The sequence below is a fragment of the Paraburkholderia youngii genome (genome assembly GCF_013366925.1).
Classification (GTDB): domain Bacteria; phylum Pseudomonadota; class Gammaproteobacteria; order Burkholderiales; family Burkholderiaceae; genus Paraburkholderia; species Paraburkholderia youngii.
Map to the genome: position 1 here is coordinate 2,142,186 of NZ_JAALDK010000001.1, position 13,988 is coordinate 2,156,173.

The window sequence follows — 13,988 nt, forward strand, 5'->3', positions numbered from 1 at the left end:
CCTCACGACTGCGCCGCCGCGATCACCTGCGACGCGAGCGCATGATGCTGGCCGCGTCGCGAGCGGATCGCGTGAATCTCCTCGATTACGCCGTCCGCGCGGCCGAGCCAGCGCAAGCCCCGCAATAACGTGAGATCGTCGGCGCCGAGCTCCGCCAGCGGAAACACGCCGAGCCCGCGCGCCGCGAACACCGCCATCAACGCGCTGTCCTCGAATTCGCCGACGACGCGCGGCCTGATTCCCTGCGCCTCGAACCAGCGGTCGAGCCGCGCGCGCAGTGCGCCGTGGCGGGTCGGCAGCAGCACGGGCAGGTCCGCGAGACAGTGCGGAAAGCCGTCGCGCGCCGGCTTGCGCACGATCTGCGCGGGCCCGTACCAGTCGACCGGCGAGCCCCCGACGCGCTGACTCAGCACGCGCAGGTCCGCGCCGTGTGGCGCCGGCTGACAGGCGAGCACCAGATCGAGCCGATGCAGCGCGAGCTCCGACAACAGTTGCGCGGGCTCCCCCTCGTGACACAGCAGCCTTAGCGACGGCGTGGCTAGCACCGGCGCGAGCAACGCATGCGCGGCGAGCTTCGAAATCCCGTCCGACAAACCGACCGCGAGTCGCACCGAGTCCGCGCCGCTCGTCTCGCGCATCTCATCGAGCAACGCCTCGCCCAGCTGAAATATCTGCTCCGCACGATTGAACGCCTGCTCACCGGCTTCGGTCATCGCGACGCCACGCCCGGCGGGCTTCAATAGCTGGCGCCCGAGCGCTTTCTCGAGTTCGCGAACCTGCGCGCTGATCGTCTGCACGGCCATGTCGAGTCTCGCGGCCGCGCGCGCGAAGCCGCCCTCCTTCACGACGATCCAGAAGTAGTACAGGTGACGATAGTTGAGCATGCGGATCCGATACTTCGAAAAAACCGAAATGTTGTTCAGATTAGCACTGGTTCATTCGAACCGTGAACAGGCCGATGATGGCGGTTCCGCCGCTCGCGGCGCACTCGCTTGCCCCACCTCATGGACTCCCTGTTTGCACTCGTTGCCGATCCCGCCGCCTGGGCCGCACTGGTTACGCTGATCGTGATGGAAATCGTGCTCGGCATCGATAACCTGATCTTCATTTCGATCCTCAGCAACCGCTTGCCGGAAGCGCAACGCGCACGCACACAGCGCACCGGGCTGCTGCTCGCGCTGGTGATGCGGCTGATTCTGCTCAGCACCGTCGCCTGGATCGCGCAGCTGACCGCGGTCGCGTTCACGCTGTTCGATCATGGTTTTTCGTGGCGCGATCTAATCCTCGTCGCTGGCGGCCTGTTTCTCGTGTGGAAAGCGACCACCGAAATCCGTCAGCACATGATCCCCGATGACGAAGTCACCGCGAAATCGAACTCGACCGTACAGCTGACCGTAGCCGCCGCGATCGGTCAGATCATCCTGCTCGACATCGTGTTTTCGGTCGACAGCATCATCACCGCGGTCGGCATGACCGAGCACCTGCCGATCATGTTCGTCGCGGTGATCGTATCGATCATGGTGATGCTGTTCGCGGCGCAGCCGCTCGCGCGTTTCATCGATCGCAATCCGACCATCGTGATGCTGGCGCTGAGCTTCCTGCTCGTGATCGGCATGACGCTGATCGCCGATGGTTTCGGCTCGCACGTGCCAAAGGCCTATATCTACGCGGCGATGGCGTTCTCCGCGTTCGTCGAGGGGATGAACATGCTCGCGCGGCGCGCGAAGACGAAACGGCTGGCAAGCAACGAGGAGTAATGCCGTGATGAAATGCCCGGCGGCTTGGCGCAAGCAGCTTCCAGCCGCCGTTGGCGCGTTAGCGCGCCTTCCTGCGAGCGCCCTTGGCGGTCGTCGCGGCGCGCGGCGCTTCCTTCTCGACCGGTGCGCCGCCGTTCATCTGCTCGAGCCACGACAGCGTATCGACATACGACAGAAACTGCTTCAGATACCCCGGCGACAGCTCGCGCATCAACGACAGCGCACGATGCACGAGGCTGCTCGAATTGAGCGGCCCCGCGTTGCCGGGTACCTGCGCGAGCGACTGGCGCAACTGCTTTTCGGTGCGGACTTTCGACCAGACTTCGCGGAAGTAGTCGAGCGCGGGGAGTTCGGGATAGGCGGCGGCGTGCGGAGCATCGGCCCGCGCGTGGTGGCGGGCAAGCCGTTCGATCAGCGCCGCGAGCGTGGCGTCGCTGGCCGCGTCGGTTTCAACGGGAGTGGCTTGCAACGCGCTCTCGGCCACGGCCGCACGCTCGACCTCGGCCGCATATTCGGCCAGTAATGCCGCCAATCGTTGCTCGATCACCCGTCGCGTCTCGCCGCTGTGCCGCGCCGCGCGCCGCGCAAGCGCTTCGAGCAGATGAAAGCGCAGCGGATCGAGCCGATCCGCACCGCTCGCGCGCCATGCATCGAGCGTCGCGCGAGCCGCGTCGATTGCGTCGTCAAGCACCGGACTTCTCCGCCGTCGCCGCGCTCGACGGCCGCGGCACCGGCGCGATTTCGACGCGGCGGTTTTTCGCGCGGCCGGATTCGTCGGCATTCGAACTGACCGGCTGCTCGGCGCCGAACGCCGCCGCAAACACCGACGACGCCGGCACGCCCTCGTCGATCAGCGTGCGCGTGACCGTCAACGCGCGCTGCGCTGACAGCTCCCAGTTATCGGCGAAGCGTCGATTGCCTTCGCGCAGGCGTTGATCGTCGGTGAAGCCGCTGACCATCAGGATCTGATCGCTCGCGCGCAGATACGCGGACAGCGGACCGGCGAGGCTCTTCAGCAGCGCGCGGCCCTCGGGCTGCAGCTGCGCGGAGTTCAGCGCGAACAGCACGTTGCCGCTAATGCCGATGCGGCCATTGACGAGCGTCACGCGCCCCGCCGCGAGCGGTCCCGCGAGCGCCTGCTCGAGCGTCTTGCGCCGCTGCGTTTCGGCCTGGCGCTGCTTGACCTCCTGCTCGAGCTTGTTCGATAGCACGAGCTGCATGCCGATCACGCTCACCAGAATCAGCACGAACGCGCCGACCAGCACCGACATCAGATCGCCGAACGAGGCCCAGACCGGCGCGGCCGTTTCCACGCCGCCGTCGATGTCCTCGCTCATACCGCGTCGGCTCCGGCGGTCGCGCGCTGCGCGGCCAGCAACTGCAGGTCTTCGACGATCTGCTTCTGCGACATCACGCTGAGATCGACCACATCGCGCGCCTGTGCGACGTAGTAGGCGAGCTGTTCGTCGCTACGGGCAAGCGATTTGTCGAGCGCCGCTTCGATGCGTTCGAGATGCGCGACGAGCTTGTCGTTCGCTTCGCCGAACATTCCGACGGCCGCGCCGAATGCTTCGCCGAGACTCGCGACTTCGGCCGCGCTGCCGGTGACCTGCGCGGCGACCGTGCCGAGCTTGCCGGTCTCGTGCTCGAGGTGCTCGGTGAAGCGATTGCCGACGCGTTCGAGCAGATCCGCCGACGTCGAGACCAAGGCATCGACGGCGCTGCGCTGTTCGGTCGACGCGTGATTGACCGCGTCCAGCAGCGTCTCCAGCGTGGCGAGCAGACGGCTGCGCTCTTCCAGCATCGCGGTGTCGCGGACCATGCTGTCGGAGAGCTTCTGGCGCAGCTCCGCGACGACTTCGGCGGCGGCCTTCGGCGCTTCCGATGCCGCCTGCACGAGGCGCTCGATCTCGGCGATCGTCGCGCTGGCGTGGGTTTGCGTCTGCGCGGAGATATCGTGTGCGGTCTGCGCGAGCGCGTCGCAGATCTGCTGCTGACGGGTCGCCGTTTGCGAACCCGTCTGCTGCCATTGTTCGCTGAGCTTTGCGGTCATCGCACCGAGCGCTTCGGTCCATGCGGCGAAGCGCTGTTCGTCGCGCGCGGCGAGTTCGGCTTGCAGGTTTGCTGCGGCCTTCGGTGCTTCGGCCGCGGCCTGCACCAGTCGATCGATTTCGGCGATCGTCGCGCTCGCATGCGTTTGCGTCTGCGCGGAGATATCGCGTGCCGTTTGCGCGAGTGCGTCGCAGATTTGCTGCTGATGGCTTGCAGCTTGCGAACCCGTTTGCTGCCATTGCTCGTTGAGTTTCGCCGTCATCGCACCGAGCGCTTCGGTCCACGCGGCGAAGCGCTGTTCGTCGCGCGCGGCGAGTTCGGCTTGCAAGTTTGCTGCGGCCTTCGGTGCTTCGGCCGCTGCTTGCACCAGTCGATCGATTTCGGCGATCGTCGCGCTGGCGTGCGTTTGCGTCTGCGCAGAAATTTCGCGCGCCGTCTGTGCAAGCGCGTCGCAAATTTGCTGCTGATGGCTGGCGGCTTGCGCACCCGTCTGCCGCCATTGCTCGCCGAGCTTCGCGCCCATCGCGTCGAGCGCCTCCGCCCATGCGCTCAAACGCTGCTCGTCGCGCGCAGTCAGCTCCGTCTGCAAGTTCGTATGCGAGCTACCGACAGCACTCAGCAACGCCGCGGCATGCTGTTCGAACGTCGCGGCGGCGCGCGCCAACGCCTGTTCGTTGTTGGCGGCGAGCTTGTCGCCCGCGCTTTGCTGCTTTGCCAACGCATCGCCCCACGCCTGCGAGATGCCGCTGGCCGTCGCTTCGAGCCGCGCGGACACGCCTTCGAGCAACGCGACCGAGCGCTGTTCGAACGCTTCGGCAACGCGTTCGACCGAAGCGCGCTGTTGCGCGGCCAACTCGTCGCTCGCCTGCCGATGTCCGGCGAGCGCGCTGCTGCAAATGTCGGCGAGGTTCGCGCTGGTCGCCGCGAAGCCGCTCGACATGCCGTCGAGCTGGCGCTGCACGGCCTGGGTCACCGCGTCGTGCAACGCGGCGGTTTCGCGCGAAAGGCCGGCCATCGTCGCTTCGACGACCGGCTGCAGGGCCCGGCCCGCAGCCTGGGCGCTGCCGGCCACGCTGTCTTTCAGCGACTGCTCGATCACACCGGCCAGACGCAGATAAGCCGCTTCGGTGCGTCCGTAAAACGCGTCGAGACTCGCGATCTGCCGCTCGTTCGACGCGGCGCTCTGCTGTTCGAGCGCGCTCATCATCGTCTGCAGACGTTCGACCAGCAGCGGCGTCGCTTCGGCCTGGCGTTGCAGCAGCCGGAAGCTTTCGTCGCGCTGATGGCTCTGCGAGTACACGCGCAAAGTCGTCGCGATCTTCACGTCGAGCTGTTGCGCCGCTTCGAGCCGCTCGCGGCGGCATAGCGCCGACAGCAGCCCGAGCATCGCCGACGTCGCGACACCCGCGATCGAGGTGCCGAACGCAAAGCTCAGCCCCTTGACCGGCGCCGCCAGCGATGCGCGGATCGCCTGCAGGTCGCTTGCGCTCTCCAGCGCGAGGCCGGTGCCGCGCAGCGTCATCACCATGCCGAGCAGCGTGCCGAGCATGCCGAGCAACACCAGCAGGCCGACCAGATACGGCGTCAACGCGGGTCCCGGCAACGCGACGCGCTCGCCTTCGACGCGCAGCCGCACGCTATTGCGCAGACTCGGATGGACGGGTTCGAGAAACGCGGCAAGGCTCGGCGGTGGTCCGGACAGCGCAGCAAGCGCGCCCGTCAGCGTAGCGGTCGCCTGACTATAGCGGCGCAATTCGAGCGCGCCCAGCACATAGAAGACGCCGATCAGCAGCGTGACGGCGAACGCGAGCGCATTGGAGACGGCGTAACCGACGGCGATCCAGCACGCCGCGGCGAGCCCCGCGAGAAATACAACGAGATCGATACGATATCTGGACATGGGGTCCCAGTTAGCAGGCGCGAAGAGCCGCGAGCAGCCCTTCGACCGGTTGAAAACGAACGTCCAGCTCGGCCAGCAAAACGCTTTGCATGTCCTTGCCGAAGGCGTCGAGCCATGCGTCGGACGCGAGCGGCGCGGCAGCGTTGCTGGCGTCGGTCGCTTCCGCCTCCGCGACCCTCCGGGCCTCCCCCTCTTTCAAGCGCTCGAAGTGCCCGCCGAGCAGGCCGGGCACCGCGCCGAGCAAAGTCCGCTCGCGCTCGCCGAGCGCACGCTCCATCACCGCATCGACGACCGCGAGCCGCGCAAGCGCCGGCGCTTGCGTCGCCAGCAGCGCGCGCAGCCGCCCGCGTAACGTGCCGATCGCAGTTTCCATCGACTGCTGGAGCGCGAGATAGCGCTGCCTGAAGACCGCATAGTCGGTCTGCGTGTCGACGACGGCCACGCGCGGTGCCGACATCCGGGCAGACAAAGACGACGAGCCACGCCGCCGTGAGCCCGCGAGCACACTATCGCTGGCGATTGCGCTCACCAGCGAGCGGCGCACACGCGTGCACTCTTCCTCTTCCGCGCGACCGAACGCGCGCGCGCCACCAGCGACGGCGGGCGGCTTGCCGTCGAGCGCCGATGACAACGCGATAGCGTCGGTCCAGCCGAGCCACTGGCTCAGCCGATCCGCCAGCGATTGGCGCGATTCGGCGACGTCGGCCTCGACGAGACGGGCCAGTAAGCGAACGAGCGCGGGGCCGCTGAGGGCGCTGCGCTGAGGGGCTTGCAACATACCACCGGACGCAAAAAAGTCAGCAGTTTACACGCTGGGGCCAACGAGTCCGAAGTCGCTTGCTCGATCGTGCGTCGAAAGACCCGGTTTTGCCCGATCGAACCTGGCATTCGCGCGTTTTATCGAGCGCGGTTTTTTGCCAATAGCGAAGCGAGCCTATCCCTGTATAAGATGAAAGCTGGCGCATCGCCTCGCACTGAACACTGCGGAGCGTCGACAACACACAGAACACACGCAAGGCGGACAGGCAGCATGAAATTCGATACCGTGGTGCTCGGCGCCGGCATTGTCGGGGTATGCGTCGCCGTGCAGCTGCAGAAGCGCGGGCGCGCGGTTGCACTGATCGACCGCAAGCAGCCGGGCAACGAGACGTCGTTCGGCAACGCCGGGCTGATCCAGCGCGAAGGCGTCTATCCGTACGCGTTTCCGCGCGGGCTCGGCACGCTGCTGCGCTACGCGCGCAACCAGTCGCCCGACGTGCGCTATCACGCCGACGCAATGCTCCAGGTTGCACCGTTTCTGTGGCGCTACTGGCGCAACTCACATCCGGCGAAGCACGCGGAAATCGCGAAGTCGTACGCGACATTGATCGAGCATTGCGTCAGCGAACATCGCGCGCTCGCCGCGGACGCCGGTGCGAGCGCGCTGCTGCGGCCCATCGGCTGGATCAAGGTGTTTCGCCACACCGCCGCGCGCGATGCCGAAATCATGCTTGCCGAACGGTGGCATCGCGAATACGGCGTCGAGTTCGAAACGCTCGACGCCCCGCGCCTGCAACAGCTCGAACCCGATCTCGACAAGCGCCTGCAAGGCGGGCTGCGCTATCCGCAATCCGATTCGGTCAGCGATCCGAACGCGCTCGTCACCGCGTACGCGCGGTACTTCGAAGCGCTCGGCGGCCGGTTCTTCATCGGCGATGCCGATACGCTGCGCGAAGGCTGGCAGGTCGATACGCGGGACGGGCCGATCTCGGCCGCAGCGGCGGTGATCGCGCTCGGGCCGTGGTCGGATCGCGCGAGCACGCGGCTCGGGTATCGGCTGCCGCTCGCGGTCAAGCGTGGCTATCACATGCACTACGCAGCGCGTCGGACCGCGCACCTCAACCATCCGATTCTCGACGTCGACCACGGCTATGTGCTCGCACCGATGGCGCGCGGCATCCGATTGACGACGGGCGTCGAAATCGCGCGCCCCGAAGCGGTCAAGACGCCGGTGCAGCTCGATGCGGCCGAACCCATCGCGCGCACGCTGTTTCCGCTCGGCGAACGCCTGGACCCGGAACCGTGGATGGGACGGCGCCCGTGCACGCCGGACATGATGCCGATCATCGGGCCCGCGACGAAACATCAGGGGCTGTGGTTCGCGTTTGGCCATGCGCATCATGGTCTGACGCTCGGACCGGTGACGGGGCGGCTGATCGCCGAGATGATGACCGGCGAGCAGACGCTGGTCGATCCGCGGCCGTTTCGCGTCGAGCGGTTTTAGCCGGATGGTCCGAGGCGGCTCGATCGAGCGCCTGATTTTGTTACTTCCGTGAAAGAAACGACGGACAAGAGTGCCCGCAATGGGCCTCTTGAACGACCGGTTTTCGCCCTCTTCCGCAACAGGGCGAGGACAGCGATTCTCAAAACTGCTCCTCGCCACGCCCTTCGCGCCATCCCTCCCAGAGATAGGCTATGCACGGTATAGCCGCCAAACACCCGCCTTCATACAGCAATTCTCAGCGATCTCACTTTCAACCCACATTCGCCGCATATCTTCCCAAGCAGCTCCAGCCAAAATTTCTATTGAGAACGCTTCTCAATTACGTGGCAATTGAATACAATCCGTCGCGAAATGACTTTGTAATAAACATGGAATGCCCGGGTAAGGAAACTAGCACCGGCCCCGGCTTCCCGAACTCGACGGGGATAAACATGAAGTTGCGGTCCGACGATCCGAAGCTCGGCAAAATCAGCACGACACTGTGCGGCGTACTGGCCGCCGGCCCCGCCCTCGCGCAGGGCACCACGGCCGCCGCGCCCCCCGAGCGCGAGGGCCAGCTCGCGCCGATTTCCGTGCAAGGCCAGTCGGACGATGGCTTCAAGACCAATCACTCCGCGTCGGTCAAATTCACTGCACCGCTCGTCGATACGCCGAAGTCGGTCACGGTGATTCCCGAGGAGCTGATTCGCAGCACCGGCGCATCGACGCTAACTGAAGCGCTGCGCACCGTGCCCGGCATCACGTTCGGCGCCGGCGAAGGCGGCAACCCGCTCGGCGACCGGCCGTTCATTCGCGGCTACGACGCGCAGGGCAGCACGTTCGTCGACGGCATGCGCGATATCGGCGCAACCACGCGCGAAGTGTTCAACATCGAAAGCATCGAAGTGACGAAGGGTTCGGACGGCGCGTTCGGTGGCCGCGGCGGCGCGGGTGGCAGCATCAACCTGATCACGAAGACGCCGCATCTGGGCACGACCGCCGACGGCAGCGTCGGCCTCGGCACCGACCGCTATCGCCGCTTCACCGCCGACGGCAACTGGCAGATGGCCGACCACGCGGCGTTCCGCCTGAACGTGATGAGCCACAACAACGACCTGGCCGGCCGCGATGCGGTCAACAACGAGCGCTGGGGCATCGCGCCGTCGTTCACGTACGGTCTCGGCACGCCGACCCGCGTGACTGCAAGCTACTATCACCTCACCACCGACGATCTGCCCGACAGCGGCATCCCGTACTTCTACACGACGACCAACAAGCCGGCGAACGTCAGCACGATCTTCCCGGCGCCGGTGGACCGCCACAACTTTTACGGCCTGATCGACCGCGACTTCCGCAAGACGAGTTCGGATATCGGCACCGTGCGCATCGAACACGACATCAACGGCGACCTGACGATCCGCAACACGACGCGCTACACGAAGTCGACCCAGGACTACATCTGGACCCAGCCCGACGACAGCCAGGGCAACGTCGTCAACGGCAAGGTGTGGCGCCGCGCGAATACACGCGCGAGCAACGTGTACAGCCTCGCGAACCAGACCGAATTGTTCGGCGAGTTCAAGACGGGCTTCCTGAAGCACAGCTTCACGACCGGTATCGAGTTGTCGCGCGAAACCAGCGTCAACGATTCGTACACGGTGGCGGCCGCGACCGGCGCGATCTGCGCAAACAAAGGCATTGGCGCGGCGTCGGGCTATAACTGCACGAGTCTTTGGACGCCGAATCCGAACGATCCGTGGGCCGGATCGATCAGGCAAACCAACGACCCGAGCCAGCAACGCACCACCACCAAATCGATCTACGCGTTCGATACGATCGAGTTGACCAGGCGCTGGCAGGCCAACGTCGGCCTGCGCGTCGACGATTACTCGACCGAACTGCGCAATACCGTCGCCAACGGCGCGACGCGTGTGTCGCGCGACGACACGCTGTTCAACTACCAGTTCGGCCTCGTGTTCAAGCCGGCATCTAACGGCAGCATCTATGCGTCGATCTCCACGTCGTCGACGCCGGCTGGCGCACTGCTCGGCCAGGGCAGCGAAACGCAGTCGCTGATTCCGTCCCGCGGCGTCGGTCCGAACGCGGCGTTGTTGTCGCCGGAGAAGAACCGCAGCGTCGAAGTGGGCAGCAAGTGGAACGTGCTCGATAACAAGCTATCGCTGACCGGCGCGCTGTTCCAGATCGACACGACCAATGCGCGCGTCACGCTGCCTGACAACACCTACGCGATGGTCGGCAACAAGCGCGTGCAGGGGTTCGAGTTCGGCGTGGCGGGTCAACTGACCAACAAGTGGCAGGTGTTCGGCGGCTACACGTATCTGAAGAGCGAGCTGCGCAACAACGGCAAGACCAAGTCGGATAACGGCCATCAGTTCCCGAACACGCCGAAGAACAGCATCAGCCTGTGGACCAATTACGAAGTGCTGCCGAAGTTCACGATCGGCGGAGGCGCGTTCTATATGTCGCAGGTGTATGGCGATACCGCGAATCTGCGGGCGGTGCCCTCGTACTGGCGCTTCGACGGCATGGCGACGTATCGCGTGAACAAGCACGTCGATCTGCAACTGAACGTGCAGAACATCTTCAACCGCACGTATTACGACCAGGCGTACGCCTCGCACTACGCGTCGATCGCACCGGGACGCTCCGCGTTCCTGACGCTCAACGCGCACTACTGATGCCGCGCGCGCAGAACGAGGTCTCGGTGCGGGCGCTCGCGAGCGTGTCGCGCGATGAACTCGCCGCCATCCTCGCGGGGCCACCCGAGCGTGCCGCCGCGTGGGTCGCGGCGGCCGCGCGCAACGGCATCGTCGAGGCGCAGGCCGTGTACGGCCAGTACCTGCTCGAGGGTCACGGCGTCGAGCGCGACGTCGACGAAGCGTTCGTCTGGTTCCGGCACGCGGCCCGGCGCGATCATCCGATGGCGATGAACATGTTGGGCCGCTGCTACGAACATGGCTGGGGTACGGCCGCCTGCGCGCCGGTCGCCGTGTACTGGTATCGGCTCGCGGCACAAGCCGGGCTCGACTGGGGCATGTACAACTATGCGTCGGCGTTGGCGCTCGGTCATGGCATCGAATGCGATCGCGCGCAGGCATTGCAGTGGTTCTTGCGTGCTGCCGAACTCGGGCATGCGAAGTCGTTGAACTTCGTCGGCAGCTTTTACGAGGACGGCTGGAGCGTCGATGCCGATGCGGATATCGCGCTGGACTACTATCGACGCGCCGCGCAAGGCGGCGATTTTCGCGGGCAGTTCAATTACGCGCGGCTGCTCGCCGAGCGTGGCGAAATCGCGGAAGCATTGCAATGGTTGCAACGTGTGCCGCACACCGCGACCGGCGCTTTCGTTGCGAAGATGCGCGCATGGCTGGCCGCTTCTCCCGTTAGCGCGTTTTGCGCACTCGAACGCAGCCTTGGCGCAAACGCCAATGCGAATGCCAGTGCGAATGCGAGCCTCGACATGAACACGCAAATCAGCGCCACGCCAAACCTGACGCAGGAGCCGCGCAGATGATGCTGCATTTACCCGCCGTACTCAACAAACAGCAGGTCGCGCAATGCCGCGAAATGCTCGACGCGGCGCAATGGATCGACGGTAATGCGACTTCAGGCCAGCAATCGGCGCAAGCCAAGCGCAACCAGCAGCTGCCCGAAGGCTCACCCGCCGCGCGTACGATCGGCGATGCGATTCAGGACGCGCTCGGCCGCAACGCGCGCTTCTTTTCCGCCGCGTTGCCGCTGAAACTCTTCCCGCCGCTCTTCAATCGTTATGCCGGCGGCGACGGCTTCGGCACGCACGTCGATAATGCGATCCGCCAGTTGCGCGGCACTGACTTCCGCATCCGCAGCGACCTGTCGGCTACGCTGTTCCTCGCCGAACCGGACACCTACGACGGCGGCGAGCTTTGCATCGAGGACACCTACGGCGTGCATCGCGCGAAACTGCCGGCCGGCGACATGGTGCTCTACCCCGCTTCGAGCCTGCATCACGTGAGCCCGGTCACGCGCGGCGTGCGGGTCGCGTCATTCTTCTGGATTCAGAGCATGGTGCGCGACGACGGCCAGCGCGCGACACTGTTCCAGCTCGACAACGACGTGCAGACGCTCGCGGCGGAACGAGGCTCGAACGACGCGACCGTCGTGAGCCTCACGGGCATCTATCACAATCTGCTACGTCGCTGGGCCGACGCCTGATCGGCGCCAGGTCACCAGCCGCCGATGCAAAAAAACGCCGCGGGCCAACTGCCCCGCGGCGTTTTTCATCGAGCCGGACAAACGTGGATCAGGCCGTCACGGCAGCCCGACGCGGCGACACTGCCGACACCACGAAGCTCACGACGATGTTCGCGACCAGCGCGATCAGGCCGATATACAGCGGATAGTTCTCGTGGCCGAAATGCAGGCCGTACACCGGCTTGAGCCCTTGCGAAATCGCGAGGCCGGTGCCGAGCACGATACCTACCAGCCAGCCGAGGAACAGACCCGGCGTGTTCAGACGGCGCGTGTACAGCGTGAACACGATGGCCGGGAAAATCTGCAGAATCCACACACCGCCGAGCAGTTGCAGATCGATCGCGTACTGCGTCGGCAGGAACACGATGAACAGCAGCGCGCCGAACTTGACGACCAGCGAGACGATCTTCGCGTTGGCCGCTTCCGCTTGAGGCGAGAGGTTCGGCGACACCAGCGGACGCCACAGATTACGCGTGAACAGATTCGCCGCGCCGATCGACATGATCGCGGCCGGCACCAGCGCGCTGATCGCAATCGCGGCGGCCGCGAAGCCGACGAACCACGACGGGAACAGCGTACCGAACAGCGCCGGCACCACGTCGCTCGCCGACTTCACGTTCACGCCCGCGGCGATCGCCATATACCCGAGCAGCGCGATCAGGCCGAGCAGCACCGTGTAGGCCGGCAGGAAGATCGCGTTCTTGCGAACCGTCTTTGCCGACGACGACGACAGCACCGCCGTCATCGTATGCGGATACATGAACGCGGCGAGCGCCGAGCCGAGTGCGAGCGATGCGAACGCGGTGTACTGGTTCGGCTTCAGCAGGATGCCGGTCGCGCCGCCCTTCGCCTGGAAGTGCGCATCGGCCAGTTCGAACACGTGCCCATAGCCGCCGAGCTTCACCGGGATCAGCCATATCGCCGCGATCACGACGATATAGATCATGATGTCCTTGACGAACGCGATCATCGCCGGGGCGCGCAGGCCGCTCGCATACGTATAGAGCGCGAGGATCACGAACGCGACGATCAACGGCAATTCGCCGCTGACGCCGAGACCCTTGATCACGACCTGCATGCCGACCAGTTGCAGCGCGATATACGGCATCGTCGCGACGATGCCGGTCAGCGCGATGGCTGCGGGGAACCACTTGCCGCCGTATTCGCCGTGCACGTAGTCGGCCGCGGTGATGTGGTTCTTCGCGTGCGCAACCCTCCACAGCTTCGGCATCACCGCGAACACGAACGGATAAACGATGATCGTGTACGGCAGTGCGAAGAAGCCGTACGCGCCCACCGAAAAAACGAGCGCGGGCACTGCGATCACCGTATAAGCGGTGTAGAAATCGCCGCCGACGAGGAACCACGAAATGATCGTGCCGAACTGCCGGCCGCCGAGGCCCCACTCGTGCAACTGCGTCAGATCGCCGCGCTTCCAGCGCGCCGCGAAAAAGCCGATCACCGTGACGAGCACGAAGAATGCGATGAATACCGTCATCGCAACCGGGTTCACAGGATTCAGATCGCTCATTTGAGACCTCGATACACGATGTAAATCAGCAGCGAGGTCAACGGCACCCACAGAAACTGATACCAGTAGAAGAACGGAAAGCCCGCGAGCGACGGATGCGTGTCGTTATAGAACGGCAGCCACAGCAGCGCGATATAGGGGATCAGCAAAATGAGCCAGAGCCATGAACGGCCGGCCGGCGGGGAGGTCTCCACGAACGTCTCCTTGAGTATTATCGACAGCACGCGCGATGGCTCGTGCGGGGAAATCGGC

12 protein-coding genes are annotated in these 13,988 nt (G+C 65.2%); 5 read left to right on the forward strand and 7 right to left on the reverse strand.

Annotated elements, in window-relative coordinates; genetic code table 11:
* Nucleotides 1-2: 2 nt before the first annotated feature.
* On the reverse strand, nucleotides 3-884 hold the full coding sequence (locus tag G5S42_RS09925; protein WP_176106587.1) for a LysR family transcriptional regulator: 882 nt from the start codon (nucleotides 882-884) through the stop codon (nucleotides 3-5).
* A gap of 120 nt (nucleotides 885-1,004) precedes the next feature.
* Between G5S42_RS09925 and G5S42_RS09930 the strand changes: the two genes are divergently transcribed.
* Nucleotides 1,005-1,757 (forward strand): TerC family protein, encoded by a 753-nt coding sequence (locus G5S42_RS09930; protein ID WP_176106588.1) that lies wholly within the window; start codon nucleotides 1,005-1,007, stop codon nucleotides 1,755-1,757.
* Nucleotides 1,758-1,815: 58 nt separating this feature from the next.
* Here the strand turns inward: G5S42_RS09930 and G5S42_RS09935 are convergent, their stop codons facing one another.
* From G5S42_RS09935 to G5S42_RS09950, 4 genes are read right to left on the reverse strand one after another with little or no spacing between them, the layout of a single operon-like run.
* Nucleotides 1,816-2,448, reverse strand: a complete 633-nt coding sequence (locus G5S42_RS09935) for a DUF2894 domain-containing protein (protein ID WP_176106589.1) — start codon at nucleotides 2,446-2,448, stop codon at nucleotides 1,816-1,818.
* Nucleotides 2,441-3,094: an OmpA family protein gene (locus tag G5S42_RS09940; protein WP_176106590.1), complete on the reverse strand. Its 654-nt coding sequence runs from the start codon at nucleotides 3,092-3,094 to the stop codon at nucleotides 2,441-2,443. The genes G5S42_RS09935 and G5S42_RS09940 overlap by 8 nt, the downstream gene beginning before the upstream one ends.
* Nucleotides 3,091-5,709 (reverse strand): DUF802 domain-containing protein, encoded by a 2,619-nt coding sequence (locus G5S42_RS09945; protein WP_176106591.1) that lies wholly within the window; start codon nucleotides 5,707-5,709, stop codon nucleotides 3,091-3,093. Before G5S42_RS09945 ends, G5S42_RS09940 begins: the two co-directional genes overlap by 4 nt.
* A gap of 10 nt (nucleotides 5,710-5,719) precedes the next feature.
* Nucleotides 5,720-6,487, reverse strand: coding sequence for a DUF3348 domain-containing protein (locus tag G5S42_RS09950; protein WP_176106592.1), 768 nt, complete (start codon nucleotides 6,485-6,487; stop codon nucleotides 5,720-5,722).
* Nucleotides 6,488-6,739: 252 nt separating this feature from the next.
* Between G5S42_RS09950 and G5S42_RS09955 the strand changes: the two genes are divergently transcribed.
* The 4 genes from G5S42_RS09955 to G5S42_RS09970 all read left to right on the forward strand — a co-directional run bounded on the left by G5S42_RS09955 (nucleotide 6,740) and on the right by G5S42_RS09970 (nucleotide 12,166).
* A complete protein-coding gene (locus G5S42_RS09955) occupies nucleotides 6,740-7,972 on the forward strand; it encodes an NAD(P)/FAD-dependent oxidoreductase (protein ID WP_176106593.1) in 1,233 nt (410 codons plus the stop codon).
* 431 nt (nucleotides 7,973-8,403) lie between these two features.
* On the forward strand, nucleotides 8,404-10,650 hold the full coding sequence (locus tag G5S42_RS09960) for a TonB-dependent receptor (protein WP_176106594.1): 2,247 nt from the start codon (nucleotides 8,404-8,406) through the stop codon (nucleotides 10,648-10,650).
* On the forward strand, nucleotides 10,650-11,486 hold the full coding sequence (locus G5S42_RS09965; RefSeq protein WP_176106595.1) for a tetratricopeptide repeat protein: 837 nt from the start codon (nucleotides 10,650-10,652) through the stop codon (nucleotides 11,484-11,486). Before G5S42_RS09960 ends, G5S42_RS09965 begins: the two co-directional genes overlap by 1 nt.
* Nucleotides 11,483-12,166, forward strand: coding sequence for a Fe2+-dependent dioxygenase (locus G5S42_RS09970; protein WP_176106596.1), 684 nt, complete (start codon nucleotides 11,483-11,485; stop codon nucleotides 12,164-12,166). The genes G5S42_RS09965 and G5S42_RS09970 overlap by 4 nt, the downstream gene beginning before the upstream one ends.
* An 88-nt stretch (nucleotides 12,167-12,254) precedes the next feature.
* Here the strand turns inward: G5S42_RS09970 and mctP are convergent, their stop codons facing one another.
* Nucleotides 12,255-13,736, reverse strand: coding sequence for a monocarboxylate uptake permease MctP (mctP, locus tag G5S42_RS09975; RefSeq protein ID WP_176106597.1), 1,482 nt, complete (start codon nucleotides 13,734-13,736; stop codon nucleotides 12,255-12,257).
* Nucleotides 13,733-13,930: a DUF3311 domain-containing protein gene (locus G5S42_RS09980; RefSeq protein ID WP_018434172.1), complete on the reverse strand. Its 198-nt coding sequence runs from the start codon at nucleotides 13,928-13,930 to the stop codon at nucleotides 13,733-13,735. Before G5S42_RS09980 ends, mctP begins: the two co-directional genes overlap by 4 nt.
* Nucleotides 13,931-13,988 lie beyond the last annotated feature (58 nt).

Bases quoted from the DNA above. Each gene is read 5' to 3' on its own strand.
- G5S42_RS09970 (WP_176106596.1), top strand. From the start codon at position 11,483: ATGATGCTGCATTTACCCGCCGTACTCAACAAACAGCAGGTCGCGCAA.
- G5S42_RS09960 (WP_176106594.1), top strand. From the start codon at position 8,404: ATGAAGTTGCGGTCCGACGATCCGAAGCTCGGCAAAATCAGCACGACA.
- G5S42_RS09940 (WP_176106590.1), bottom strand. From the start codon at position 3,094: ATGAGCGAGGACATCGACGGCGGCGTGGAAACGGCCGCGCCGGTCTGG.
- G5S42_RS09955 (WP_176106593.1), top strand. From the start codon at position 6,740: ATGAAATTCGATACCGTGGTGCTCGGCGCCGGCATTGTCGGGGTATGC.
- mctP (WP_176106597.1), bottom strand. From the start codon at position 13,736: ATGAGCGATCTGAATCCTGTGAACCCGGTTGCGATGACGGTATTCATC.
- G5S42_RS09925 (WP_176106587.1), bottom strand. From the start codon at position 884: ATGCTCAACTATCGTCACCTGTACTACTTCTGGATCGTCGTGAAGGAG.
- G5S42_RS09965 (WP_176106595.1), top strand. From the start codon at position 10,650: ATGCCGCGCGCGCAGAACGAGGTCTCGGTGCGGGCGCTCGCGAGCGTG.
- G5S42_RS09950 (WP_176106592.1), bottom strand. From the start codon at position 6,487: ATGTTGCAAGCCCCTCAGCGCAGCGCCCTCAGCGGCCCCGCGCTCGTT.
- G5S42_RS09930 (WP_176106588.1), top strand. From the start codon at position 1,005: ATGGACTCCCTGTTTGCACTCGTTGCCGATCCCGCCGCCTGGGCCGCA.
- G5S42_RS09945 (WP_176106591.1), bottom strand. From the start codon at position 5,709: ATGTCCAGATATCGTATCGATCTCGTTGTATTTCTCGCGGGGCTCGCC.